The 24,452-nt window shown below is 65.7% G+C and carries 22 protein-coding genes; 11 read left to right on the forward strand and 11 right to left on the reverse strand.

The features are described 5' to 3' along the window. Window positions 1-56 precede the first annotated feature (56 nt). From GXW78_RS01695 to GXW78_RS01705, 3 genes are read left to right on the forward strand one after another with little or no spacing between them, the layout of a single operon-like run. A complete protein-coding gene (locus GXW78_RS01695; RefSeq protein WP_211865500.1) occupies window positions 57-1,052 on the forward strand; it encodes a TRAP transporter substrate-binding protein in 996 nt (331 codons plus the stop codon). Continuing rightward, a complete protein-coding gene (locus GXW78_RS01700) occupies window positions 1,049-1,546 on the forward strand; it encodes a TRAP transporter small permease (RefSeq protein WP_211865502.1) in 498 nt (165 codons plus the stop codon). Before GXW78_RS01695 ends, GXW78_RS01700 begins: the two co-directional genes overlap by 4 nt. Continuing rightward, window positions 1,543-2,823: a TRAP transporter large permease gene (locus tag GXW78_RS01705; RefSeq protein ID WP_211865504.1), complete on the forward strand. Its 1,281-nt coding sequence runs from the start codon at window positions 1,543-1,545 to the stop codon at window positions 2,821-2,823. The genes GXW78_RS01700 and GXW78_RS01705 overlap by 4 nt, the downstream gene beginning before the upstream one ends. 170 nt (window positions 2,824-2,993) lie before the next feature. Here the strand turns inward: GXW78_RS01705 and GXW78_RS01710 are convergent, their stop codons facing one another. From GXW78_RS01710 to mntR, 5 genes are all read right to left on the reverse strand, one after another. Then, the gene (locus tag GXW78_RS01710; RefSeq protein WP_211865506.1) at window positions 2,994-3,863 is read right to left on the reverse strand and encodes a metal ABC transporter permease; all 870 of its coding nucleotides are present in this window, start codon (window positions 3,861-3,863) and stop codon (window positions 2,994-2,996) included. After that, a complete protein-coding gene (locus GXW78_RS01715; protein ID WP_211865508.1) occupies window positions 3,860-4,729 on the reverse strand; it encodes a metal ABC transporter permease in 870 nt (289 codons plus the stop codon). Before GXW78_RS01715 ends, GXW78_RS01710 begins: the two co-directional genes overlap by 4 nt. Further along, window positions 4,726-5,703 (reverse strand): metal ABC transporter ATP-binding protein, encoded by a 978-nt coding sequence (locus tag GXW78_RS01720; protein ID WP_246521769.1) that lies wholly within the window; start codon window positions 5,701-5,703, stop codon window positions 4,726-4,728. Before GXW78_RS01720 ends, GXW78_RS01715 begins: the two co-directional genes overlap by 4 nt. A gap of 3 nt (window positions 5,704-5,706) precedes the next feature. Continuing rightward, the gene (locus GXW78_RS01725; RefSeq protein ID WP_211865510.1) at window positions 5,707-6,639 is read right to left on the reverse strand and encodes a metal ABC transporter substrate-binding protein; all 933 of its coding nucleotides are present in this window, start codon (window positions 6,637-6,639) and stop codon (window positions 5,707-5,709) included. Window positions 6,640-6,923: 284 nt separating this feature from the next. Further along, window positions 6,924-7,403, reverse strand: coding sequence for a manganese-binding transcriptional regulator MntR (mntR, locus tag GXW78_RS01730; RefSeq protein WP_211865833.1), 480 nt, complete (start codon window positions 7,401-7,403; stop codon window positions 6,924-6,926). A 480-nt stretch (window positions 7,404-7,883) separates the two neighbouring features. Between mntR and GXW78_RS01735 the strand changes: the two genes are divergently transcribed. Beyond that, a complete protein-coding gene (locus GXW78_RS01735; protein WP_211865512.1) occupies window positions 7,884-8,903 on the forward strand; it encodes a class I SAM-dependent methyltransferase in 1,020 nt (339 codons plus the stop codon). A 317-nt stretch (window positions 8,904-9,220) separates the two neighbouring features. Further along, the gene (locus GXW78_RS01740) at window positions 9,221-10,636 is read left to right on the forward strand and encodes a DUF5935 domain-containing protein (protein WP_211865514.1); all 1,416 of its coding nucleotides are present in this window, start codon (window positions 9,221-9,223) and stop codon (window positions 10,634-10,636) included. A gap of 176 nt (window positions 10,637-10,812) precedes the next feature. Here GXW78_RS01740 and GXW78_RS01745 read toward each other — a convergent pair whose 3' ends face one another. From GXW78_RS01745 to GXW78_RS01760, 4 genes are all read right to left on the reverse strand, one after another. Continuing rightward, the gene (locus GXW78_RS01745; RefSeq protein WP_211865516.1) at window positions 10,813-11,829 is read right to left on the reverse strand and encodes an amino acid ABC transporter substrate-binding protein; all 1,017 of its coding nucleotides are present in this window, start codon (window positions 11,827-11,829) and stop codon (window positions 10,813-10,815) included. Beyond that, window positions 11,829-13,160, reverse strand: coding sequence for an aspartate aminotransferase family protein (locus GXW78_RS01750; protein ID WP_211865518.1), 1,332 nt, complete (start codon window positions 13,158-13,160; stop codon window positions 11,829-11,831). Before GXW78_RS01750 ends, GXW78_RS01745 begins: the two co-directional genes overlap by 1 nt. A 117-nt stretch (window positions 13,161-13,277) precedes the next feature. Beyond that, window positions 13,278-14,315, reverse strand: a complete 1,038-nt coding sequence (locus GXW78_RS01755) for a phosphotriesterase family protein (protein ID WP_211865520.1) — start codon at window positions 14,313-14,315, stop codon at window positions 13,278-13,280. A gap of 25 nt (window positions 14,316-14,340) precedes the next feature. Further along, entirely contained in the window at window positions 14,341-15,930 is a 1,590-nt protein-coding gene (locus GXW78_RS01760) for an ABC transporter substrate-binding protein (protein ID WP_211865521.1), read from the reverse strand. A 259-nt stretch (window positions 15,931-16,189) separates the two neighbouring features. Between GXW78_RS01760 and GXW78_RS01765 the strand changes: the two genes are divergently transcribed. Next, window positions 16,190-16,972, forward strand: a complete 783-nt coding sequence (locus tag GXW78_RS01765; RefSeq protein WP_211865522.1) for a GntR family transcriptional regulator — start codon at window positions 16,190-16,192, stop codon at window positions 16,970-16,972. Between the two features lie 304 nt (window positions 16,973-17,276). Here GXW78_RS01765 and GXW78_RS01770 read toward each other — a convergent pair whose 3' ends face one another. After that, window positions 17,277-17,873 (reverse strand): HD domain-containing protein, encoded by a 597-nt coding sequence (locus GXW78_RS01770; protein WP_211865523.1) that lies wholly within the window; start codon window positions 17,871-17,873, stop codon window positions 17,277-17,279. A 148-nt stretch (window positions 17,874-18,021) separates the two neighbouring features. After that, window positions 18,022-19,347 (reverse strand): MFS transporter, encoded by a 1,326-nt coding sequence (locus tag GXW78_RS01775; protein ID WP_211865524.1) that lies wholly within the window; start codon window positions 19,345-19,347, stop codon window positions 18,022-18,024. Between the two features lie 190 nt (window positions 19,348-19,537). Here GXW78_RS01775 and cyoA point away from each other — a divergent pair, with 190 nt between their 5' ends. The 5 genes from cyoA to GXW78_RS01800 are packed head-to-tail and all read left to right on the forward strand — an operon-like array spanning window position 19,538 to window position 24,354. Beyond that, window positions 19,538-20,668: a ubiquinol oxidase subunit II gene (gene cyoA / locus GXW78_RS01780; protein ID WP_211865525.1), complete on the forward strand. Its 1,131-nt coding sequence runs from the start codon at window positions 19,538-19,540 to the stop codon at window positions 20,666-20,668. Window positions 20,669-20,700: 32 nt separating this feature from the next. After that, the gene (gene cyoB / locus GXW78_RS01785) at window positions 20,701-22,674 is read left to right on the forward strand and encodes a cytochrome o ubiquinol oxidase subunit I (protein ID WP_456307069.1); all 1,974 of its coding nucleotides are present in this window, start codon (window positions 20,701-20,703) and stop codon (window positions 22,672-22,674) included. Next, window positions 22,671-23,300, forward strand: coding sequence for a cytochrome o ubiquinol oxidase subunit III (gene cyoC / locus GXW78_RS01790; RefSeq protein WP_211865529.1), 630 nt, complete (start codon window positions 22,671-22,673; stop codon window positions 23,298-23,300). Before cyoB ends, cyoC begins: the two co-directional genes overlap by 4 nt. Next, window positions 23,297-23,653 (forward strand): cytochrome o ubiquinol oxidase subunit IV, encoded by a 357-nt coding sequence (gene cyoD / locus GXW78_RS01795; RefSeq protein WP_211865531.1) that lies wholly within the window; start codon window positions 23,297-23,299, stop codon window positions 23,651-23,653. Before cyoC ends, cyoD begins: the two co-directional genes overlap by 4 nt. After that, window positions 23,650-24,354, forward strand: a complete 705-nt coding sequence (locus tag GXW78_RS01800) for an SURF1 family protein (RefSeq protein ID WP_211865533.1) — start codon at window positions 23,650-23,652, stop codon at window positions 24,352-24,354. The genes cyoD and GXW78_RS01800 overlap by 4 nt, the downstream gene beginning before the upstream one ends. The last annotated feature ends 98 nt before the right edge of the window (window positions 24,355-24,452 follow it).

The raw sequence follows: 24,452 nt of genomic DNA on the forward strand, positions 1-24,452 counted from the left end.
GGCGCCGTATCATTGCCGTGAGGTCCGGACGAACCGGACGATGGAGGATTCATCCCATGACCGCTCTGACCCGCCGCGGCCTTGGCGCGACCGCCTTCGGCCTGGTCGCCGCGCCCGCCGTTCTCCACGCCCAGGCGCGGACGGTGCTGCGTATCGGCTGGACCAGCGGCGACGGCGCGCAGGATCCCTATGCCATGGGTGCGCACCAGTTCGCGCAGGCCCTCGGGCGCCGGGTCGGCGATCGGGTGGACGTGCAGTTCTTCCCGAACCGCGCGCTCGGCGATGAGCGGCCGATGCTCGATGGGATGCGGCTCGGCACCGTGGACATGGGCGTCATCACCAATGCGGTCATTGCGCAGGTCGAGCCCGCCTTCCAGGTGAACGACATGCCGTTCCTTTTCGCCAGCGAGGAACAGGCGCATCGCGTACTCGACGGCCAGGTCGGTCAGGCGCTGAAGACGCGGCTGGAGGCGCGCGGGGTGATCCCGCTCGGCTACATGGAAGGCGGCTTCCGCCAGATGATCAACAACGTCCGGCCGATCGTGCGGCCCGAGGACCTCCGCGGGGTGAAGTTCCGCGTGTTGCAGAGCCCGATCTACATCGAGATGTTCCGCGCGCTGGGTGGCAATGCGGTGCCGATGGCCTGGGGCGAGACCTTCACCGCCGTGCAGCAGGGCGCGATCGACGGCCTGGAGATCCCGCTCGGCGTCATCGACCAAAACAAGTACTACGAGGTGACGAAGTACCTGTCGCTCACGGGCCACATCTATTCGATGATCGGCCTGCTGATGGCGAAACGCACCTTCGATCGCCTGCCGGCCGACCTGAAGGGCCCCGTGGCCGAAGCCGCCGCCGAGGCGACCCGCGCCCAGCGCACCGCCAATGCCGCGGCCAATGTCAGCCTGCTGGAGAGCATCCGCCGCAACGGCATGCAGGTGAACGAAGTGCCGGACAAGGCAGCGTTCCGTCGCGGCGTGCTGCCGATGTACGAGAGCTTCCGCGGCCAGATCGGCGCGGACATCGTGCGGGATGCGCTGGCCGCGGTGCAATGAGGCTGCTCCGCCTGATCGCGGACGGCGTGGCGGCGGCGACGCGGTATTCCATCGCGCTCTCCGCTGCGGGCATGCTCGGCTGCATCGTCTATCAGGTGGTCACGCGATACGTGCTTGGCGCCGCATCGTCCTGGAGCGAGGAGGCGGCGGTGCTGCTGTTCTCCTGGAGCGTGCTGGGCGGTCTTGCGCTCGGCGTGCATGACGGATTCCATGTTCGCCTCACGCTCCTGCTCGATCTGCTGCCGAGCAGCGGGCGCATCGCGTCGGAACGCGTCCTGGATGCGGTCATCACGGCGCTTGGCGTCTTCCTCGCCTGGTCCGCCTGGCGGTTCCTCGACATCACCTCGGGCTCGGTCTCGGCGGCGATCGGCTATCCGACCGAGGTTCTCAACGCGCTCGCCATCGCCTGCGGCGTACTGATGGCGCTGTTCGGGTTTGAACGCGCCCTGCGCCCCGGCGGCGCGGTACCGGAAGGCGAGGGCGCGCGCGCGTGACGGAGATCACCTGGTTCCTGACCGCGGGCTTCGCCCTGCTGGTGCTCCTTGGCGTGCCCTTTGCCATAGCCATCCCGCTGGTCATCGCCGGCGCGTTGATCGCGGCGGATATCGAACCCGCCTTCCTTGCGCAATCCATCATCAGCGGCTCGCAGCAGTTCAGCCTGCTGGCGATCCCGCTCTTCATGCTGGCGGGCGAAATCATGACCGCGGGCGGCCTGTCTCAGCGGTTGGTCGATTTTGCCTCGACCCTCGTGCGGCACCTGCGCGGCGGCCTCGCCATGGTCACGGTGCTCGCGGCGCTGATCTTTTCCGCCATCTCTGGCTCGGCCCCCGCCACGACCGCTGCGATTGGCGCCATCATGATTCCGGCCATGGTGAAGGCGGGCTACGACAAGGCCTTCGCGGCCTCGATCGCGGTCAGCGCCGGCGTGCTCGGTCCGCTGATCCCACCCTCCATCGCCTTCGTCATCTGGGGCATCGTGGCGGAACAGTCGATTGGCCGCCTGTTCCTATCGGGCATCGTGCCGGGCCTCGTGCTGGCGTTTGGGCTGCTGGTGATCTGCTGGGGGCATGCCTGGCGTCACGACGTGCCGCGCCTGCCGCGCGCCAGCCTGCGTGAGGCCGCGACCGCCTTCGCACGCGGCCGCTGGGCGCTGGCGTCGCCGCTGTTGGTGCTGGGCGGCATCTACGGCGGCATCTTCACCCCGACCGAGGCGGCGGCCGTTTCATGCGTCTATGCGCTGCTGGTCGGGCTGTTCGTCGAGAAGCAGCTGGCTGTCGCGGAGCTGCCGCGCATCTTCGCCAGCGCCATGCGCACCAGCGCGATCGTCTGCGCGATCATCGCAGTATCGGCGGGCTTCGGCATTCTCGTGGCGCAGGAACAGATCGCGACGCGCTTTGCCTCCTGGCTGGCTGCCAATGTCAGTGAGAAGTGGATGGCGCTCGCTGCGCTCAACATCGCTTTCTTCTTGCTGGCGGCGGTGATGGACGAGATCGCCATCATGGTCATCCTCGGTCCGATGCTGATCGCCATTGCCAACCGCTTCGGCGTGGACCCGATCCATTTCGGGGCAATGATCGTCACCAACGTCGCGATCGGCATGGCGGCGCCGCCGATCGGCTACTGCCTGTTCATCGGCATGGCGATCAGCGGCCTGTCGTTGACACGCATCAGCCGGGCGATCTGGCCGCAGATCCTCTGGATGCTCGTGGTGCTGTTCCTGACAACCTACATCCCGGGCTTCGCCCTGATGTTCCAGCCGGCGGCTCGGTGACGCCGCCGGCGCCGCGCGGCTGCGGCTCCGCGCAATAGGCCATCTTACCCTGCAGGAAGGGGCTGTCGGTTTCGAAGCCCGGTCCCAGCCATGGCGCCTTCGCAGCCGACTTTCCTGAAGTGGGCCATCCGCCAGCGAAGCGCCGCACCAGCGACGTCGGCAGAATTGCGCTACGCGGAACGGAGCCGCTCCGTCGCCGCCGCGCGCCGTGCGCGCCGGCTGGCGAGCAGGCCGTGTTCCGGGGCGGCCACCAGCACCACCGCGAATATAAGGGATAGTGCCACGACGATGGCGCCGGCCGGCGACACGTTGAGATGGTAGCTGGCCAGGATGCCGACCAGGTTGGCGGAGACCGCCGACACCACCGCGATGGCCGACATCGTCCCGAAGCGGTTCGACAGCAGGTAGCCGATGCAGCCAGGCGTGATCAGCAATGCCACGACCATGATCACGCCCACTGCCTGTACGCCGGCAACCACGGCGGCCGAGAGCAGCGCGAGGAAGAGGTAGCGCAGGAATGCGATGTTCAGCCCGATGCTGCGCGCATGGGTGGGATCGAAGCAGAACAGCTTCAGGTCGCGCCCCTTCAACAGCAGCACCAGCAATGTGACGCCGCCGCCGATTAGCGTCTGCCAGAAATCCTCCGGCTCGATACCGAGGATGTTGCCGAAGAGGATATGGGTGATGTGCGCCTCCGTCGTGAGGAAGGCGAGAAGGACGATCCCTGCCGCGAACATGCCAGTGAAGACGACGCCGAGGGCAGCATCCTCCTTCACGCGGCTGTGGCTCTGGATGAAGCCGGCCCCCAGCGCGCAGCCGATGCCGGCGACGAACGCGCCGATCGCAATCGGAAAGCCGAGTGCGGAGGCGATCACCACGCCGGGCAGCACGGCATGGGCAATGGCATCACCCAGGAGCGACCAGCCCTTGAGCACGATGTAGCAGGACAGCAGGGAGCAGGCAGTGGCCACCAACGTGCCAACGCCGATCGCTTCGAGCATGAAGGGGTAGCGGAACGGCGCGAGAAAGGCCTCGATCATGCGATGGACCCCGCCGGATGGCTGGCGCGCTGCCGGGCGCGCCGCGCGGCCAGCAGGCCGTGCTGGGGCGCGAATACCAGGACGATGACGAAGATGAGCGCCTGCAGGCAGACGATGACGCCACCGGTTGAACCATCGAGGAAGTAGCTGAGATACGCGCCGATGAAGGCGCTGCCCCCGCCCAGCGCCGTCGCGCCGGCCATCATCCGGCCGAAGCGGTCGGTCAGCAGATAGGCGGTGGCCCCTGGAGCCACGAGCATGGCGATCACCAGCACAGCGCCCACCGCCACCATGGCGGCGACGGCAACGGCGGCCACACAGCCCAGTAGCAGCGTCTGCAGCAACCGCGTGTCGAGACCGATGGCCCGCGCATGAGTCGGATCGAAGGCCCATAGCACGAGGTCCCGGCCACGCAGCGCCATGACCAGCAGCACGCCAGCGGCGACGATGAGCATCTGCACCGCATCTCCTGGCGCAATGCCGAGCACATTGCCGAAGACGATGGTACGCAGGCGGATGTTGCTCGGGAACAGGGTGAGCAGGACGAGGCCCGCGCCGAAGAAGGCCGTGAAGACGATGCCGATCGCGGCATCCTCGCGGATGCGGGAATTGCGCCGGATGAAGCCCATGAACCACGCGGCCAGCATGCCCGAGGCGAAGGCGCCGAGCGCGAAAGGCAGACCGAGGATCCAGGCGAGCGCCACACCCGGAACGACCGCATGCGACAGCGCATCGCCCAGCAGCGACCACCCCTTGAGCGCCACGAAGCAGGACAGCAGGCCACACACCGCGCCGATCACGCCGCTGATCAGCATGGCATTGCGCATGTACTCGTAATCGAAGGGCAGCAGCAGTTCCTCGATCATGGTTGTCGGGGCATGCCCTGCGGTTCGAGCCGGCCAAGCACGCGGCCGTCGGCGGCGACGACCAGGGTGGTGCCGTCGCCATCCGGGCGCAGGCTCACGCTGGCCTGCCCGGCCGCCTGCTGCGCCGCGGAAGCGCCGAAGGCGCGCGCGATCTGGGTGGGCGTGAAGACCGTCTCGGTCGGGCCGGCGGCGATCACCGTGCCCTTGACGAGCGCCACCTGGTCGCAGAACTCCGGCACCGAGGCGAGATCGTGGGTGGAGACGAGGATGATCCGTCCCTCGGCACGAAGTTCCCGCAGCAGCGCCATGATCTGCTCCTGCGTCGTGACGTCCACGCCGCCGAAGGGTTCGTCGAGAAGGATGACCCGCCCGTCCTGCGCCAGCGCCCGGGCCAGGAAGACGCGCTTCTTCTGTCCACCCGAGAGCTGGCCGATCTGCCGGTCCACGAAGCCCTGCATCCCGACGCGCCGCAGGCCCTGCTCCACCGCCGCCCGATCAGCGGCCGAGGGGATGCGCAAACCGTTCATGTAGCCGTAGCGGCCCATCATCACGACGTCGCGCACGCTGACGGGGAAGGACCAGTCGACCTCCTCGTTTTGCGGCACATAGGCGACCCAATTGAGCCGCTGGGCCTCGGCGACGGTATGGCCCCCCAGGCGCACCTCGCCGGCGGCGGGCCTGACCATGCCCATGATGGCCTTGAACAGGGTGGACTTGCCGGCGCCGTTCACGCCGAGCAGCCCGCAGATCGTCGGGCCGTCCAGCGTCAGCGAGGCATCGCGCAGCGCGACATGGCCGTTCGGATAGGCGACGGTGACGTTGCTGGCCCGGAGGTCGAGCCGGGTTGGAATGGTCGCGCTCCGCCGCCGGGCCGATTGACCCAGAAGCTTCTCGCCCATTTCCCGGATGGTCGAGCGCTGGAACCGGAAAGGCGCCGCCGCGGCGGCTGCGGAGATGGTCGGGCGTTCCGTCATGGCCTACCGTGAAGCCTGCAGCTGGAAGCCGCGGACGATGGCGTTCGCGTTGTATTCGAGGAGCTTGAGGTAGGTCGGGGCATCGCCGCCGTCGTCGGTCAGGCTGTCCACGAACAGCACGCCAGCGAAGCGCGACCGCCCTTCGCGCGCGACCTGGCGCATGGCGCGGTCGCTCACCGTGCTCTCGCAGAACAGCGCCGGGATCCGGTTGCGGCGGACAGTGTCCACGACGCGGCGGATCTGCTGCGGGGTGCCTTCCTCCTCGGCATTGATCGGCCAGAGGTAGAGTTCGCGCATGCCGTAGTTGCTGGTCAGGTAGGAGAAGGCGCCTTCACAGGTGACCAGCCACCGCTGCGCAGCGGGAATCCGGTCCAGCATGTCCCGGATCGGCGCGTCCAGGGCCTGGATCTGCGCCGTGTACCGCGCGGCATTGGCGTTGTACGTCGCCGCGTTGCGCGGATCCCGTGCGACCAGCGCCTTGCGGATGTTCTCCACATAGATCACCGCGTTGGCCGGCGACATCCAGGCATGCGGGTTGGGCCGTCCGGCATAGGGGCCGTCGCTGATGGGAAGCGGGGTGATGTTGTCCGTCAGCACCGCGGAGGGCACGTCGCGCACACGCTGGAAGAAGCGCTCGAACCAGCGCTCCAGGCCCATTCCATTCCACAGGACGAGGTCGGCGGCCTGGGCCTTCACCACGTCGAGGGGTGTCGGCTCGTAGTCGTGGATCTCGGCACCGGGTCGCGTGATGGATTCCACCAGGGCGGCGTCGCCGGCGACGTTCTGCGCCATGTCCTGCAGGATGGTGAACGTCGTCACCACCCGGATGGGCCGCGCGCCGGCTTCCTGCGCCATCAAGGGATGTCCCCCGCTGAGCAGCAGGGCGGTCGCGACAAGGACGGCGGCCGCCCAGCCCTTGGTCAAACACAGCTGCATCAGGCTGCTCCAATGTCAGGCTCTAATCTCTAGAGTATGCATTTAAAATCTTAGCACAAGCTAATTCAAGCAGGCGCTAGGGCGCCTAAGTCGAGCCGATTTCAGAACGAATTGGCCGACCTCTACGCAACGCGCTTCGCGGACGCATCAGGTCGTATCTGCTCGCGCGGGCGGCATGGCTGCAAAGCTAGGCTAATCAGCGATTTCGCCTTCTCGCGGCGCGCTAGGCGCCAGCACGCGGAGGATCCTCCACGCGGGGACATCGCTGGGCGCCTGACGCGCCCTCAGGCGCTCGCCCGCTCCGCAAGCCTGCGGAAGATGTCGAGCGTTTCCGCGCTCACATGATGCTCGATGCCCTCGGCGTCGATGCGGGCGGTTTCAGCGCTGACACCGATCGACAGCAGAAACGCCTCGACGATCCGGTGTCGTTCGCGGCTTGCCCGCGCAACACGCTTGCCTTCATCCGTCAGGAAAACACCCCGATAGGGTCGCCGTACGATCAGGCCTTCATCCGCCAGACGCCCCAGCATCCTGGCGACAGTCGGCTGAGCCACGCCAAGGCGAGCGGCGATATCGATCTGGCGGGCCTCGTTCCCGTCCTCGATGAGGTCCGCGATGAGTTCGATGTAGTCCTCAATCAGGATGTTGCTGCGAGCCTTCCGCGCATGGCGGAAGCTCTCGGCATGTGCCTCGATCTCCGGCAGCGACGGATCGCCATGCGCCGGCCTGCGGGAACGCGCCCGTGATTTATGTCCTTGGGTCACGCGTTCCACGTCTCCTTACACAGGGGCCATAACTGCGGGGATTCCTCGTGCCCGGACATGAGCGCATAGGCTTGGCGGCTGAAGTGCTCCGCTCACGCCATATAGCGGTCCCGAGGGGCTCTCGCCACGAGTGCGATCCGTGGCCGCTTGGCGACCTCGTCGCCGACCCTGTTGCTCGAGGCTGCCAACTCGCCGCGGAAGCCTGCCTCCATCGTGTCGTGATGCGTCCCCCATTCGCGGATACCGCCGCTTGCGGAGGTTCGGTTCAACCCGTGAACCGAGAACCGGCGGTGGTGAACAGGAAGGCGGCCTAGGTCGTCGTGTGGCTCCGCATCAAATTCGTTGCGATTTCGATGTTTTTGGGTTTAGCGTAAGCGCCAGCGGGATCAAACGTCAGTCGAGGTCCGGAGCGCCACAGCCGCGGAGCAACGCGGGCTGCGCGGAGGCTATGCGGGTGCATCTGCCAAAGTGAAGTGATTGGTGATCCACCAGCCCGCCGGGAGGGAATTTCTGATGGACGTTGGAGTGGCCACCATGGATGCGGCTGAGATTGCACGGCGGAAAACTGAGGTGGCCCGTCTATGGGGGGATTGGACGGCCCACAACATCCATTTGGGAGGGGACATTTACACGATCGGCCCGGATCGGGAGGCCGACAAGCTCCGGCGCATTGTGCAGATCGTTTCTGATCTCGCTCAGAAGCCCTTTGAGCAGCTCCGCATACTCGACCTTGGATGCCTCGAAGGCGGCTATGCCATCGAGCTGGCCCGGCGCGGCGCTGCGGTGATGGCAATAGAGGGCCGGCAGGCCAATCTGGAAAAGGTGCGTTTTGCAAAGGATGTGCTGGGCCTGTCGAATCTGGAACTCGTGCAGGACGATGTGCGCAACCTGGATCCGGCGATCCATGGCCGCTTCGACGTAGTCCTGTGTCTCGGCCTTTTGTACCACCTGGATGTGCCCGAGGTTTTTTCCTTCGTTCATCAGATTGCCGAGGGGTGTGACGGCTTCGCGATCTTCGATACCTATGTTGGCGTCGGAAGCCTGCAGCGCTTTGAGTATCGCGGCCACGAGTATTGGGGGCGCGTTATTCGCGAGCACCTGCCTCAATCGAGCAAAGAGGAACGGCTTGAGAGCAAGTGGGCTTCACTCGACAACCCGAACAGCGTGTGGATCGCGCATAACTCGCTATACAATCTTCTTGGCGATGCCGGTTTCACAACCGCCTACGAATGCAACGTGCCTGTCGAGCTGGAAAAGCCCGGTGATCGGCTCACTGTCGTTGCCATGAAGGGGAAGGCTCAGCCGATCTTGGCCATGCCCCGCGCGAACGGCAGTCCGATGGGGAGGTTGCCCAGGGAGGAACGCCGATCCTACTCACGGAAGCAGCAGTTCTGGCCGGTGACGCAGGAGCGTCTGACCAATCTGGTGCCACTCGCATGGAGGCAATCCATCAAGAGGCGCCTTGCGGCTTCCTCCGATCGCAGGACGCCCCCGACATAATGTCCTGCCATCTTCTTGGTCGCTTGGCGTTGTGGCGTTCATGGGTGGCGCCGGGCAAGCCTTCGAAAGCATCGCGCCCGCTCTCCGACCGGCTTGCACGGGGCCTGCCGGCGGTCCTGGAAGGGCCGTCACACGGCATCACGGCAGGATCATGATCAACAACCTTGCTGTACTGCTGACATGTGGGGGCCTGCTGCTCGTGGCGCTGCGGGCCGTCATCCTCGATTCAAGAACTCCATGGTTCCGGTCTGTCCAGGAGCCCGCCCTGCCGGAAGAATCCGGCGTCGACGCTGAAGCAGGCGCGGCCGCTTCACGGGGTGAAGCTCGACACCGACGATCCTCCGGGTGGCGAGCGAGGCTCGAGTAGCGTGCAAGGATTATTCATCTTGCTCGTTTGGACCGGCCTTCTTGCTCTCGGCCTGTACGCGCCGTTCGTGCTTGGCTTGGCCTATATCTGGATAGATCTGTTTCGGCCGCAGGATGTCGTTCCTTCCGTCATGGGTTTGCTCCCTGTCTCCATGATCACAGCCTGTCTGTGTGGACTGGCTTACGCGTTCGGAGACCGCCGGGATCCTCCACCGCTGCACCTCGTGACAGTTCTGACTGTGATCTGGGCAGTCTGGATCACTGCCACGACCACCTGGGCCGTGCTCCCGGAGCACGCCTGGACGAAGTGGGACTGGGCATTCAAGACCGTTATGTTCTCCGCCTTCATGCCCTTTCTGTTTCGATCCAGGATTCAGATAGAAGCAGCCATACTGACCATTATCCTGGCTATATTCTCCAATACTATTCCGTTCTGCATCAAGGCGCTGGTCTCTGGGAGTGGCTACCACAGGCAACTCGGCCTTTTGCCGGTCAACGTAGGCCTGGGTGAGAGCAGCACGCTGGCGATTGACTCGATTGCCTGCATACCGCTGATCATCTTCCTCATGCGGCATTCCAAAATAGCGCCTTACAAGGGAGCGCTGAAATTCGCCTATTGGGCCGCGCCGACCATTGCCATTGTTGGTGCCTTTGCCACATTCGCCCGCGCTGGTCTGGTATCCTGCTTTGTTTGGGCCGCATATACTTGGTGGCATGTAAAGCGCAAGGTCATGCTGGCTGCCGTATTCTGCATGGCGGCGCTGATTTTTGTCCCGCTCATGGGCGAACAATGGGCGGACCGAATGTCAACGATTACGGAGGCCGAGACGGATGGCTCGGCGTTCACCCGGATCGTGGTTTGGCAATGGACCATCGAGTACGCCGCTCAGCATCCCTTGGGGGGCGGCTTCGATGTTTATCGTATCAATCGGCGTACGGTTCTTCAGGAGGACGGGTCAGAGTTCACCATAGAGGCTCGAGCCTTTCATAGTATCTATATGGAAGTTCTGGGAGAGCATGGCGTCGTTGGGGCCATAATTTTTGGCGCTCTGATGATGGCATTCTATGTGAGCTTATTTCGATTGGCATGGAAAACTAAGAAAAATAAGGATCTCCTTTGGCTGCATGATCTCGCGCGGGCGCTAATGGTGTGTGCAACGACCTATTTTGCTGGAAGTGCTTTTGTTGGCGTTGCCTTCCAGTCCTTTCATTATTTTCTTTTCGCTTTTTCCGTATCTGCGAGTCACTATTTCTTGCGCGTGCAGGCCAGCGCTCAGCAGGAGGGCGCTGCTGTTCAGCGTCGTGTGCCGCTGAGGACACCGGCTTCAGCCCTCGTCAGAGGAAGAGACAGTCTTCCTGCGCCCTGACCGCACGGCACCGCCCGGCGCCATCCGCGAGATCGCCGAACCGGAACAGCGCAGGTGAACGCGCAAGTGGATCGACGCCGGGGGCGACCCCGGCGCGGCCAGCGTGGTCCGCGTCGGGATAGTATCGATCGATTGGCAGGTCCTCAGTCCGGGAAAACCCGGTCATCCCGCCTCAATCACTGCCAGAGCCAGCTCATCAAAAGCCCGCCCTTGTTCCAAAGGCGGTTCAGGCCGCGATCCAGGCCAAGACCGTGGATGCCAACATGACGGTCATACAGCGTGCCGTAGTCACCGACCTGGCGCACGATCTGGAAGGCCCAATCGTCCCGGATACCGAACCCGGCGCCGACATTCTCGCTGAGCCCGAGGAAGCGGCGGATCTCCGGATCCGTCGTGCTCGCGCGCGTTGCTTCGACAGTCTCCTGCGTCAGGCCGAATTCCTCAGCCTGGATCAGGGCGAAGACGCTCCAGCGGACGAGTACCGCCCATTCCGCATCGCCGTTGCGCACCAGTGCTCCTTGCGGCTCCTTTGCGATCAGGTCGGGCAGCAGCACGAATGCATCCGGATCGGAAGCAGACAGGCGGTTCGCGCTCAAGCTGATCATGTCGTTGCTGATCGCGTCGCAACGGCCAGAGAGAAAGGCCGCAATCACATTGGGCTGGGTATCATAGGCGATGGTGGTCAGCCGGATGCGGGACCGCTGCGCGAAATCAGCGAGGTTTCGCTCGATGACGCTGCCCTGGGTGGCGCAGACGGTCGCGCCGTCAAGTTCCGTCGCACGAGAGACGTTCAGGCTCCGTCGCACGAGGAAGCCCTGCCCGGTGTAGAAGTACGGCACGACCTGGCTGAGACCGAGCGTCGCGTCACGCGAGAGCGTGAGGGCCGTAATGTAAACCAGCACATCCACCTCGCCGCTCTGCAGCGCGGTGAATCGGCTCTGTGCGGTCAGCGGCACGAAGCGCACCTTTTCCGCATCACCGAGCGAAGCGGCCGCGATGGCACGGCAGATATCGGCATGCAGACCGATCCACCGCCCGCGTGAATCGGGCCGCGCCATGCCGGCAACGCCGCTCGTCACGCCGCAGCGGACATAGCCGTTCTGGCGCACGGCCTCGAACGTCGCGCCCGCAAAGGCGGGCGCGCTGAGTGACAGCAGAGCGGCGAGGAGGCCGACGAAAAGACCCGTGCGCATCACGCGGCATCCCCATCCACGCGCAGAAGCTCCGCCCGATTGTCAGCGAATGCCGCGACCGCGGCGACGAAGCGATCGAGGTCGGCGTCGCCAACAGGAAGGCTGAGCGCAACCATGCCGCGGCGAGCGAGATAGATGCCCGCCTCCAGCATGTCGAAGAAGAACAACTCGCGAAGCTGCTCCTCGCGCGCTGTCGGTACGAAGGGGCGGTCGGGCGCCGGCGTGCGGAACTGCACCGTCATCATGGAACCGAGGCCGGTGAAGCAGAGCGGAAGCCCCTTCGCCGCGCCGATGTCATCGAGCCGCGCGCGCAGCGCCTCACCGCGCTGGAAATGCGCCTCGGCGACCTCGGCCGTGAAGATCTCGCCCATCGCGACGCCGCCGGCTGACATGGACAGTACGTTGTTGTTGAACGTGCCGGCATGGCTGAGCTTGCCGCCGAACTGCGCCATGATGTCGGCGCGGCCGCCGAAGGCACCGAAGGACATGCCGCCGGCAATGTACTTCCCGAGCGTCGTCATGTCCGGCGTGATGCCGAGCCGGGCCTGCATCCCGCCGCCTGAATGGCGGCTGGTCATGACCTCGTCGAAGATGAGCACGGCGCCGGTTTCGTTCGCGAGATCACGCAGCGTGGCGAGGAAATCCGGTCGCGCTGGCAGGCAGCCGCCGGAACCCTGCATCGGCTCGACGATGATCGCGGCGAGGTCCTTCGCATGGGCCCGCGCCACCGCGATGGCGCTGTCATTGTCGTTGTAGTCGGCCAGGACGAAGGGCAACGGGAGCGTCGAGGGGCTTGAGCCGGCGGCGGGGAAGGTCAGCACGCCACCGTGGTAGCCGCCGCGGAACGCCATGATCTTGTCGCGGCCGGTGAAGGCGCGCGCCGCCGTCAGGGCCATCAGGTTGCCCTCGGTGCCGCTGTTGGTGAAGCGGACGCGGTCGATCGAAGGAAAGCGCGCGCAGACGATGCGCGCGAGCTTCTCCTCACCCGGCCCGACCGAGGCGAAGTTGATGCCGCGGCGCAGCACGTCATGGAGCACGGCATGGATGCGCGGCTCGGAATGACCGAACAGCCCCGCGGTGTATTCGCCGCAGAGGTCGAGATAGGCGTGGTCGTCGAGGTCCCACAGCCGGCAATCCTCGCCGCGCGTCATCGCGGTCGGAAAGGGGCCATAGGCGATGACGGTGCGGGTATTGCCGCCGGCCAGCACCTCAAGCGCCTGTTCGTGCAAGGCGGCGCTGCGGGGCCGCTTCGCGGCGTAAGCCGTGCGCGCCGCCTCGACCGCGCCGGGCAGGTCGAGGCTGTTGCGCTTCAGGTCGCGGGCGGCGCTCATGCGCGGTCCTCCGTGAGTGGTCTTGGGGGAAGATGAGTCATGGCCGGATCCTTCCGGTTCAAGGCCGCCCCGCCGACGGCGCGCCGATGCGCGCCGGGCGACGGGGCGAATGGATGGTCAGATGAAGGTCAGCAACCGCCGCGGATTGCCGACCATGATCGCTTCGATCTCCGCCTCATCCCAGCCGCGCTTGCGCATGTGCGGAAGCACCTTCTTCTGGATATGGGCATAGCCATGGCCGCCCCATTCGCTGAACTGAATGGTATGGCAGATGTCGTGGCTGATCACGATCTGGTCGAGATGTCCGCGGTCGATGGCACGGCGGATGGTGCGCAGCCGCATGCCGTCATTCGGCATGTCGATATCGGAATGCGCGTAGTAGGTGTTCTCCTGCCCGAACAGGTCCCATTCGAGGATCACGCCCGCATCGGCCAGGCGGAACAGCCGGTCGTCATCGAAGATGGTGCGGTCGATGTGGTCGATGATGGTGCGCGAAAGGTCCGCGCCGTGTTCGCGCAGGAACTCCACCAGCATCCAGGGATGATCCTCGTGCCGGGCGGGATGGATCGTCAGCGATGCACCCGTTTCCTGCTGCGCGATGACGGCACCGGCGAGGACGCGCTTCTCGAGGTCCGTCCACGGCCATTCGCACCCGATCTCACCGACAATTCCGGCGCGCACATCCGTGCCCCACGCACCCAACTGGACCTGATCGATCATCTCCTTCGCGAAGCTGTCGATGCTGCGGTCGTGGTTCGCGGGGTCCTGGTAGCTATGGACGTAATGCCCGCAGCCCATGACGATGTGGGCGCCGGTTTCCCGCGCGACCTGGGCGAGGCCTTCCGGATCGGGTTCCAGCCCACCGATGGTCAGTTCCACGACCGTCTTGCCGCCGGCATCCACCATCTCCTTGGTGGCGCGCGCGGCGACGGCCCGGTCCTTCTGCGTCGTGTTGCGAAGGTCGGCGACGTGGCTGTTCAGCAGGTCCCAGTACTGCCCGTGGTCCGGCCCGCCGCTGACCTGCTCGCGCTTGGCGGGGTGGGTGATGTTCCAGATCAGATGCTCGTGCATCAGGGTGGGGCCGAGCGTAGCCGGGTCCACCAGGCCAAGGACTGTCTGGGCCTTGCCCCGCATGTCGTCTCGCGTGAGTCGCATTCTTGTCTGTCTCCTTCGTGGGCGATCAGCCCCAGCGGACATTCCAGGGGTAGCTCGATGCACTCTTCAGGAAGCCGGTCAGCCCGGATCTATAGGCGGTGCGGATGAAGTATCGGCCGAGCGGAACCACCGGAACTTCGCGAAAGGATTCCTGCTGGATATCCTCGGCCAACTGCGCCTGCGTCGCTTCGTCTGGCGCGAGCAGCCATTGCGCGGCGAGTTCCTCCACGCGCGGATTGGTGTACCAGCCGAACCAGCCGCGCTCGCCCTGGCCACGCAGGATCGGGCTGGTGGCCGGGTTCAGGATGGAAGGGCCTGGCCACCAGGTGTGGAAGATGCTCCAGCCGCCGCGGTCCACCGGTTCCCGGCTGGCGCGCCGCTGCACGACGGACCCCCAATCGGTCTCGACCAACTCCACATTCATGTCGAGGCGCTTCAGGAGGTCCGCGGTGACGAGGCCGAAGGGCGCAATGCTTGGCAGGTCGCTCGGATTGATGACGACGACCTTTTCGCCGCGATACCCCCCGTCGCGCAGCATCTGCTTCGCGCGGGACAAATCGGGCGGGTTGCCGCGCAGTTCGGCCGGCTGCGTCTCCCGGCCATACGGCGTGCCACAAGGCCACATGGAATGGCATTCGGAGAAGATCTCCGGATCGTTGCCTGTGATGGCGCGCAGGTAATCATCTTGGTTCGCCGCGTACAGGATGGCGCGGCGCACGGCCGCCTTGTCGAAGGGCGCATGCAGGTGGTTGAAGCGCAATGTGCCGATGTAGCCGGCCGGATCGTTGACGGCCACGCGCAGATTGCGGTTGCGGCGCAGCAGCGGCGTGAGATCGGGGTTCACCTGATCCCACCAATCCATTTCGCCGGCCTGCATGGCGGCCGCCGCCGTCGCGCTGTCAGGCATGACATGCCATTCGATGCGCTCGAAATGCGCGACCTTGCCACCGGTGGTGTTCTCCGCCGGCTCCTGCCGCGGCACGTAGCCGTCGAACTTCGCATAGCCGACGCGGCTGCCCGAGACGAACTCATCCGCCAGGAAGCGGTACGGGCCGGACCCGACCATCTCGGTGACCTGCCGGAAGGGGTCGGTGCGCGCCAGACGCTCAGGCATCATCAGCGGCATGTTCGACGCCGTCTTGCCGATGGCCGAGAGCAGCAGCGGGAAGGGGCTGCGCAGCCGGATGCGCAAGGTGCGGTCATCGGCCGTGCCCCATTCCGCGACGACGGCGGCGAGCGACTGGCCGAAGACGTCGCGCTTGCTCCAGCGCTCGAGGCTGGCAACGCAATCCCGCGCCAGGACCTTCTCGCCATCGTGCCACAGCAGCCCGTCGCGCAGCCGGATGGTCCAGGTCAGCTTGTCGTCGGATACCGTGTGTCCCTCGGCCATCTGGGGCCGGATGTGCCCGGCATCATCGGTGCCGTAGAGCGTGTCGAACACGGTGTACCCGTGCAGCGAGGTCACCGCCGCGGTCGTCCAGATGGGATCGAGTGCGGTGAGATTGGCCTGCGGAATGAAGCGCAGCACGCGCGGGTCCCTGCGTTGCGCTCGTGCAGGCGCACTGCCTGCTGCGACAAGGCCAGCGGTGGTGGCAATGAAATGGCGCCGTTCCATGCGGTGGTCTCCTTGCTCTGTCGGCGGGTGTCAGGCGCGTGACGTCGGGCCGCGGCAAGGCGCGGTGACGTCCACGGCGGCGGCGCTCATGGGCCGGTGATCCAACGGTAGGGCCAGGCGGTGGAGGGACATGGCGAGCTCCGGTCCGAGGATCTACATCACTTGGACTCGCCCAGCCTGCGGCCACTACGATGACGACCACGGCTAATCGCGATTCCAACGACAAGAGAAATGTGATCACACTATGAACCGAAGCGCCATGGCCTTTCTCCCGGTCTCGGAGGAAGAAGGGCTCACCCTTGATGAATTGGCCTATCGGCGCCTGAGCCGGGCGCTGGTGACGGGCGCCATGCTGCCGGGCGATCGCCTGTCCATCCGTGGCGTTGCGGCGGCGCTCGGGGTCAGTTCCATGCCGGCCCGTACGGCGTTGCAGCGCCTGGCGGCGGAACAGGCGGTGGATCTCCTGCCCTCGGGCACCGCGGTCGTGCCGCGCCTGACCCGCGCGGGCTTCGCTGAGTTGAGTGCCATCCGTGCGGAGCTGGAGCCGCTCGCGGTCCGGCTTGCCGCGCCGCATCTGACAGAGGCCGATTGGACCAGACTTGCGGCGCTGATCTCCGCGCATGACACGGCTCGGGGGGCCGGCGAGGCGGAGGCAATCCAGGCCGCGGACCGGGACTTTCTGTTTCTAATCTACCGCGCCGCGCAGGCGCCGCTGCTGCTTGGATTGATCGAGACGCTTTGGCTGCGGCGAGGGCCGCTCTTCGGCGCCATTCGCGGCTTGTCAGGCGCGCTGGGCGGCATGCGGCATCGCCATGGCGAGATTCTCGCTTCGTTGCGCGAGCGCGCAGGGGAGCCTGCCGCCGCCCTGCTCCGTAGCGAGATCGAGGAGGCGACACGTTTCATTCAATCGACGCTGCGCTTCGAGGATGACGACACGGCCGCGGAGCGACTGGCTGCCATCGGCCAGTTGAACGCGCATCCCCTGGACAGGGAACCGACATCGCTGTCGCACCATCGGCGCCGGCGAAGCCGGGGCACATGACGCCACGCCTGAAGAGGCGGGGAAGCTCAACGTCTCAGCAGTGCCGGATCCGCGACGCGGCGAACGACGTTCTCGATCAGCGGGCCGCCGGATTGCATAGCTGCTCACTGGAAGCACCGCCATGAAGCTCATGAATCCCGCGAGGAAGCCGACCCCACCCGTGGCCATCTCGAAGCGACCGCCGCTCCGGGAACTATGAGCGGCGGCACCATGACCGCGACTATTGGCGCCCGTGCACGAGTGGAGCACCGGAGCGCCGGCGGAGCGGGTGGCTCGCGCCGCGGCTTTCGCTCGACCGCGCTCGTCACGCCGCCTCGAGATGCGCGATCGCCCCTTCGATGTTGCGGCGCGCCCGCTTCTCCCGCTCCAGATAGAATCGATCCGTGTGGAAGATGCGATTCTTCCACAGCAGCATCTGCAGGGCGGCGGAGCGCGCCATGCGATACCTTTCCGCCGGCAGGTGGGCGGCCTCCTGACGCAACGCCTCCTCGTATTCAGAAAAGCGCCGCGCATCGTCGCCGAGCACCGCGTTGTCGAAATCCAGGAGCAGCGCGGCGTCCCCGCGGAGCGACGGATCGTCCGTTTCCGGGACCTCGCGCTCGTCGATCGCCCTGATCAGCGCCTCCGCGCGGTCCAGCGTCCCGGGTGGAGCGCTCGCGCCGATCGACGCGCGCATCAGTTCCACGCTGCGGGTGGCCGAATCAGTCGCGCGCGGCGTGAACACAGACTTGTGAAAAAGGATGGCGAGAATGAAGGCGGGCCGCTCTGCGATACCGTTCACGACGTCCTCGGCGAACTGCAGCAGCTCCCCGACCCGATCCCACGTGTGGAGCTTCCGGTGAGGCTCCGCGTGGCGGTGCCGCAGATCCGCAAGGGTCTCGCTTGTCAGGAACGCCATCATGATGGGGATGTAGCTCATGCCCCGTGGCCGTGTCAGCGACCGAGAGCCGAGGTGCTGGGTCGGGCGGAACGTGACGACGGGAGGACCGGGCCTTCGGTAGGTCAGGCGATCGAAACCCGAACCGCCTGGGCACCGCCGGACGATCCCGTTACTCGATCGCGCCCACCACTTCCCGGTTCAGCCAAAGCACTGCCAGGGTGCAGGCAGCGCCGGACAGCAGGTAGAGGCCTGAGGAGGGCAGCCCGAAACTCGTGGACAGCAGCAAGGCGGCGATGGGCGCGAAACCGGCGCCGAACAGCCAGGCCAGGTCCGAGGTCAGGGCCGAACCCGTATAGCGATGCCGAGGCGACAGCCGCGAGGACAGGGCACCTGACGACTGGCCGAAGGACAGGCCGAGCAGCACGAACCCCACGAGCATGAACACGGCCTCGCCGACCGGACCACCATCGAGGAGCTGTGGTGCAAAGCCGCTGAACGCCGCGATGGCAGCAGCACAGGCCCCGAGCAGCCGACGCCGGCCCACCCGGTCCGCGATATGGCCCGAGGCGACGATGGCGGCGGTGCCCAGCGCCGCGGCGATGGCCTCGAGCACCAGGAACCGTGAGGGTGAGTCGGGCGTGAACAGGAACACCCAGGACAGCGGGAAGACGGTGACCATGTGAAACATCGCGAAGGTCGCCAGCGGCGCGAAGGCACCGAGGGCAATCGTCCGCCATTCGGCCCGAACGGTTTCCATGACCGGCGCGGGCGCCAGCGAGAGGCTTTCGTAGCGCCGCGCATACTCCGGCGTGACGACGATGCGCAGCCGGGCAAAAAGCGCCACGACGTTGATCGCGAAGGAGACGAAGAACGGGTAGCGCCATCCCCAGTCCAGAAAGTCCTCGGCCGGCAGGATGCTGACGAAAAAGGCGAAAAGCAGGCTCGCGACGATCAGCCCCAGCGGCGCGCCGAGCTGTGGCACCATCGCGTACCAGCCGCGGTGCCGTTCCGGCGCGTTCAGGGCGAGCAGGGAGGCCAGCCCGTCCCAGGACCCGCCGAGCGCCACGCCCTGGCCCATGCGGAACAGCGCAAGCAGCATCACCGCGGCGTGACCGATCGTCTCATAGCCCGGCAGGAACGCGATCGCCGCCGTGGAACCACCGAGCAGGAACAGCGCGATGGTCAGCTTCGTGCCGCGGCCGTAGCGGCGGTCCACTTCCATGAAGATCATCGTGCCGACCGGCCGGACGATGAAGGCCAGCGCGAAGATGGCGAAGGAGTAGATCGTGCCGGTCAGCGGATCGACATAGGGAAAGATCAGCTTCGGGAAGACCAGTACCGAGGCGATCGCATAGACGAAGAAGTCGAAGAACTCCGATGTCCGGCCGATCACCACCCCGATCGCGATCTCGCCCGGCGCGATGCGGTGCTCGCGGGTATGGAGCGCGAGGGCATCGCGCTCGGCTTCGGTGGCGGAGAGGGGCTGCGTCGTCATCATCGGGTCGGGCCTCGTCCGAAGCATCGTTAAAGCGCGGCCGGTGCGGGGACCGCAAGCCTGGAGCGGGTCCATGCCGCGGGTTCGACGAAAAATAAGTCGTTTGTCGGCAATAACGGGATGGCCTGTATCCTCGGCCGCCCAGTCGTGGCTAACTTCCGGAAGTGAGTCTCACACAGGATCCGGCCGGATGATGCGCCGCCTCGCCCTGTTCGCCGTACCGCTGCTGCTTGGCGGCTGCAATCTCGTGGTGCTCAACCCGGCCGGCGACGTCGCGCAGCGTCAGGGTGACCTGGTGTTGATGGCCACGGGCCTGATGCTGCTGATCATCCTTCCCGTGATGGCGCTGACCGTCCTGTTCGCCTGGCGATATCGCGCCGCGAACCGCGAAGCGCGCTACGAGCCGGAATGGAGCCATTCGACCGGCCTCGAACTCGTGATCTGGGCGGCGCCGCTTATCATCATCATCTGCCTCGGCGCGCTGACCTGGGCGGGCACCCATCTGCTGGATCCCTATCGGGCCCTGTCTCGAATCGCTCCCGACCGGCCGGTCGCCGCGTCCACCCGCCCGCTCGAGGTGCAGGTCGTAGCACTCGACTGGAAATGGCTGTTCATCCTGCCGGAACAGGGCGTCGCCAGCGTGAACGAGCTTGCCGCTCCGGTCGATCGGCCGATCCGCTTTCGGATCACCTCCACGGCGGTGATGAACTCCTTCTTCATCCCAGCCCTGGCCGGGCAGATCTACGCTATGCCGGGCATGGAGACGACCCTGCACGGCGTGATCAACCGGGCGGGGGAGTATGAGGGCTTCTCCGCGAACTACAGCGGCGCGGGTTTCTCCGGCATGCGCTTCCGCTTCCACGGCCTGGACGGGAACGGCTTCGAGGGCTGGGTCGCGCAGCTTCGGCAGGCCGGGGAGGGGCTCGATCGGCAGCGCTTCCTGGCATTGCAGCGGCCGAGCCAGAATGAACCGATCCGGCACTTCTCCGCCGTCGATCCCGACCTCTTCTCCGCCATCGTCAACGCATGTGTCGAACCGGGCCGGATGTGCCGGCACGATATGATGAGCATCGACGCGCGTGGCGGCCTGGGTGTCGCCGGCATCGACAGTGTCCGGCGCATCGGCAGTGACGGCGCTGCGACGGGACGCACAACCGCGATGGTTTCCTCGATCTGTACCATTCCGAGCTTCCCTGAGGCGCGCCCCATGCCGCCGCCCGTTGCCCAGGCGCGCCTCACCGGCGCCGGGCTGCGGCCGCCCGGACTGGACGGCTCGCAGCCCCTGGCGGTGACCCAATTGCCGCCCGGCCCGGAATCCTGACCGCCATGACCACGCCTTCGGATGTAAGCCCAATCCTCGGCAAGCTGACCCTCGCCGCGCTGCCGCTCGATCAGCCCATCCTGGTCGTGACCTTCATCGTGGTCGCGATCCTCGGCGCCATGCTGCTCGGCGCGATCACGTGGTTCCGCCAGTGGGGCTATCTCTGGCGGGAATGGCTCACGAGTGTCGATCATAAGAAGATCGGCATCATGTACCTCATCCTGGGGACCATCATGCTGCTGCGCGGCTTCGCCGACGCAATCATGATGCGCCTGCAACAGGCGATGGCCTTCAACGGTTCCGAGGGCTACCTGCCGCCGCACCACTATGATCAGATCTTCACCGCCCACGGCGTGATCATGATCTTCTTCGTGGGCATGCCCTTCGTCACCGGCTTCATGAACTACGTCGTGCCGCTGCAGATCGGGGCGCGCGACGTGGCCTTCCCCTTCCTGAACAACTTCAGCTTCTGGATGACCGTCGGCGGCGTCATCCTGGTGATGATGTCGTTGTTCGTCGGGGAGTTCGCCAAGACGGGCTGGCTCGCCTATCCGCCGTTGTCCGGCCTTACCTATAGTCCGGATGTCGGCGTCGACTACTGGATATGGGCGTTGCAGATAGCCGGCGTGGGCACGACGTTGTCCGGCATCAATCTGCTCGTGACCATCATCAAGATGCGCGCACCGGGCATGAGCCTGATGAAGATGCCGATCTTCACCTGGACCGCCCTGTGCACCAACGTGCTGATCGTCGCCACCTTTCCGGTGCTGACCGCCGTACTCGCGCTGCAGGGGCTTGACCGCTACCTCGGCATGAACTTCTTCACGAGCGATCTCGGCGGCAACGCCATGATGTACGTGAATCTGATCTGGATCTGGGGCCACCCCGAGGTTTACATCCTGATCCTTCCGCTGTTCGGCGTCTTCTCGGAGGTGACCTCGACCTTCTCGGGCAAGCGCCTCTTCGGCTACACCTCCATGGTCTACGCCACGGTGGTGATCACCATCCTGTCCTACCTCGTGTGGCTGCACCATTTCTTCACCATGGGGTCTGGGGCGAGCGTCAACAGCTTCTTCGGCATCACCACCATGGTGATTTCCATCCCGACCGGCGCGAAGCTGTTCAACTGGCTGTTCACCATGTATCGCGGCCGCATCCGCTTCGAACTGCCGATGATGTGGACCATCGCCTTCATGCTGACCTTCGTGGTCGGCGGCATGACAGGCGTGCTGCTGGCAGTGCCGCCGGCCGACTTCGTGCTGCACAACTCGCTGTTCCTGGTTGCGCATTTCCACAATGTCATCATCGGCGGCGTGCTGTTCGGCAGCTTCGCGGCGATCAACTTCTGGTTCCCCAAAGCCTTCGGCTTCAGGCTCGACCCCTTCTGGGGGAAGGTGTCCTTCTGGTGCTGGGTGCCCGGCTTCTGGCTCGCCTTCATGCCGCTCTACATCCTGGGGCTGATGGGCATAACGCGCCGCATGCGCGTCTTCGACGATCCCTCCCTGCAGATATTCTTCGTCATCGCGGGCTTCGGCGTCGCCGTCATCGCCTGCGGCATCGCCGCGATGCTGATCCAGTTCGGGGTCAGCATCCTGCGCCGGGATCGCCTGCGGGACACGACCGGCGACCCATGGGCTGGCCGGACACTGGAATGGTCGACCTCCTCGCCGCCACCCGAATACAACTTCGCCTTCACCCCCGTCGCCCATGACCTGGATGCCTGGTACGACATGAAGCAGCGTGGGCACGAGCGCCCCGCCGCGGGCTTCCGGACAATCCAGATGCCCAGGAACACGGGGGCGGGCATCGTGCTGGCGGCGTTTAGCACGATCTGCGGCTTCGCCCTGATCTGGCATATCTGGTGGCTGGCGGCGGGGAGCTTCCTGGCCGTACTGGTCACCGCCATCGCTCACACATTCGACTACGACCGTACCTTCCGCATTCCGGCGGAGACGATCGCCGACACCGAGGCGCAGCGCGCCCGAGCCCTGGCAGCCGCCGAATGACGACGGACACGGCAACCACGGCGGGGCTCCCGCCTCGTTTCTACGACCTCGAGGAGCATGACCACCCGGAAGGCAGCAGCACAATGCTGGGCTTCTGGATCTACCTGATGAGCGACTGCCTCATCTTCGCGATCCTGTTTGCCTGCTTCGCCGTGCTGGGCGGCAACTACGCGGCCGGACCCTCGCCGCGCGACGTGTTCGAGCTGCCGCTGGTCGCGCTCAATACGGCGATGCTGCTGTTCTCCTCCATCACCTACGGCTTCTCGATGCTCGCGATGCGCGCGGGGCGGCCGGGGCTGACGCGCGTTTGGCTGGCCGTGACGGCAGCCTTCGGCCTGGCCTTCCTGACCATCGAGCTTCACGAATTCACGCACATGATCAGCATCGGCGCGACGCCGCAGCGCAGCGCCTTTCTCTCGGCCTTCTTCACGCTGGTGGGCACGCATGGGCTGCACGTCACCTTCGGGGTGATCTGGATCGTCACGATGATCGTGCAGGTCGGCCGGCATGGGCTGATCGCGGCGAACCAGCGCCGGCTGATGTGCCTCAGCCTGTTCTGGCACTTCCTCGATATCATCTGGATCGGTGTCTTCACCTTCGTCTATCTGATGGGGATGCTGCGATGAACGAGGGCGCGCACCACGCACCGGATGCTCCGCATGGTTCCCTGCGGGAATACCTGATCGGCTTCTTCCTGTCGGTCGTGCTGACCGCCATTCCCTTCTGGCTCGTGATGGCGCGTCCGCTGGCGCCCGGCCCTACTGCGGTGCTGATCGTGGCGTTCGCGGTGGTGCAGATCATCGTGCACATGGTCTATTTCCTCCACATGAACGCCCGATCCGAAGGCGGGTGGACCATGATCGCACTGATCTTCACCCTGATCGTCGTTGCCATTGCCCTCGCGGGTTCGATGTGGGTGATGCATCACCTGGACACCAACATGATGCCGATGCCGCACGAGGTCAGTCGCCAGCCGTGACGGGGCGCTCGCGGGTTGGCCTCGCCCTGTTCGGCGGGGGCTTCCTGCTGCTGGCGTTGTTGTTCGGGGCGCTGGGGGCGTGGCAGCTCCAGCGACGGGCCTGGAAGCACGATCTCATCGCGCAGGTCGAGGCCCGGTTCCGCATCGCGCCAGTGCCGGTTCCGGGACGGGGCGAATGGCATCTGATCTCGGCACGCGATGCTTATCGCCGTATCATGGCCGACGGGCAGTTTCTGCCCGACCGCGAGACGCTAGTGCGCGCGACCACCGTGCTTGGCAGAGGATACTGGGTCATGGTGCCGTTGCAGACTGCGGACGGCGTGGTGATGGTCAATCGCGGATTCATCCCCCCCGACCGGCGCGACCCCGCCGCGCGCAGCGGCCCGGAGCAAGGCGCATCGGTCCGGGTGACCGGCCTGTTGCGCGTGAGCGAACCGGTCGGCGGCTTCCTCCGGGCGAACGACCCGGCGGCTGACCGGTGGTACTCGCGCGACATCGCGGCCATCGCGGCGCGGCATGGCCTTCGCGACGTGGCGCCCTTCTTCATCGATGCCGAGGCATTGCCGGGCGCGACGGCCTATCCGGTCGCCGGCCTGACGGTCATCCGCTTTTCCGACCATCATCTTGTCTATGCGCTTACCTGGTTCGGCCTGGCGCTGCTGTCGGCCTGGGGCGGGGTCCTGGCGCTTCGACAGCGATAGGATCGCGCCGTCTTGCCTCGGCCGTCGAACTCCCCCCTAATCGTCGTGCCGCCCTGCCACGACCAGCGGGATAAGGTGCGCGGCCTCGATTGCCAGCC

The organism is Neoroseomonas terrae (assembly GCF_018129025.1).
Lineage (GTDB): Bacteria > Pseudomonadota > Alphaproteobacteria > Acetobacterales > Acetobacteraceae > Neoroseomonas > Neoroseomonas terrae.

Excerpts from the sequence above, each read along its gene's own strand:
- GXW78_RS01760 (WP_211865521.1), bottom strand. The coding sequence starts at position 15,930 with ATGGAACGGCGCCATTTCATTGCCACCACCGCTGGCCTTGTCGCAGCA.
- GXW78_RS01750 (WP_211865518.1), bottom strand. The coding sequence starts at position 13,160 with ATGAGCGCCGCCCGCGACCTGAAGCGCAACAGCCTCGACCTGCCCGGC.
- GXW78_RS01770 (WP_211865523.1), bottom strand. The coding sequence starts at position 17,873 with ATGATGGCGTTCCTGACAAGCGAGACCCTTGCGGATCTGCGGCACCGC.
- GXW78_RS01715 (WP_211865508.1), bottom strand. The coding sequence starts at position 4,729 with ATGATCGAGGAACTGCTGCTGCCCTTCGATTACGAGTACATGCGCAAT.
- cyoC (WP_211865529.1), top strand. The coding sequence starts at position 22,671 with ATGACGACGGACACGGCAACCACGGCGGGGCTCCCGCCTCGTTTCTAC.
- GXW78_RS01765 (WP_211865522.1), top strand. The coding sequence starts at position 16,190 with ATGGCCTTTCTCCCGGTCTCGGAGGAAGAAGGGCTCACCCTTGATGAA.
- cyoA (WP_211865525.1), top strand. The coding sequence starts at position 19,538 with ATGATGCGCCGCCTCGCCCTGTTCGCCGTACCGCTGCTGCTTGGCGGC.
- cyoD (WP_211865531.1), top strand. The coding sequence starts at position 23,297 with ATGAACGAGGGCGCGCACCACGCACCGGATGCTCCGCATGGTTCCCTG.
- GXW78_RS01775 (WP_211865524.1), bottom strand. The coding sequence starts at position 19,347 with ATGACGACGCAGCCCCTCTCCGCCACCGAAGCCGAGCGCGATGCCCTC.
- GXW78_RS01755 (WP_211865520.1), bottom strand. The coding sequence starts at position 14,315 with ATGCGACTCACGCGAGACGACATGCGGGGCAAGGCCCAGACAGTCCTT.
- GXW78_RS01745 (WP_211865516.1), bottom strand. The coding sequence starts at position 11,829 with ATGCGCACGGGTCTTTTCGTCGGCCTCCTCGCCGCTCTGCTGTCACTC.
- GXW78_RS01695 (WP_211865500.1), top strand. The coding sequence starts at position 57 with ATGACCGCTCTGACCCGCCGCGGCCTTGGCGCGACCGCCTTCGGCCTG.
- GXW78_RS01710 (WP_211865506.1), bottom strand. The coding sequence starts at position 3,863 with ATGATCGAGGCCTTTCTCGCGCCGTTCCGCTACCCCTTCATGCTCGAA.
- GXW78_RS01700 (WP_211865502.1), top strand. The coding sequence starts at position 1,049 with ATGAGGCTGCTCCGCCTGATCGCGGACGGCGTGGCGGCGGCGACGCGG.
- GXW78_RS01725 (WP_211865510.1), bottom strand. The coding sequence starts at position 6,639 with ATGCAGCTGTGTTTGACCAAGGGCTGGGCGGCCGCCGTCCTTGTCGCG.
- GXW78_RS01720 (WP_246521769.1), bottom strand. The coding sequence starts at position 5,703 with ATGACGGAACGCCCGACCATCTCCGCAGCCGCCGCGGCGGCGCCTTTC.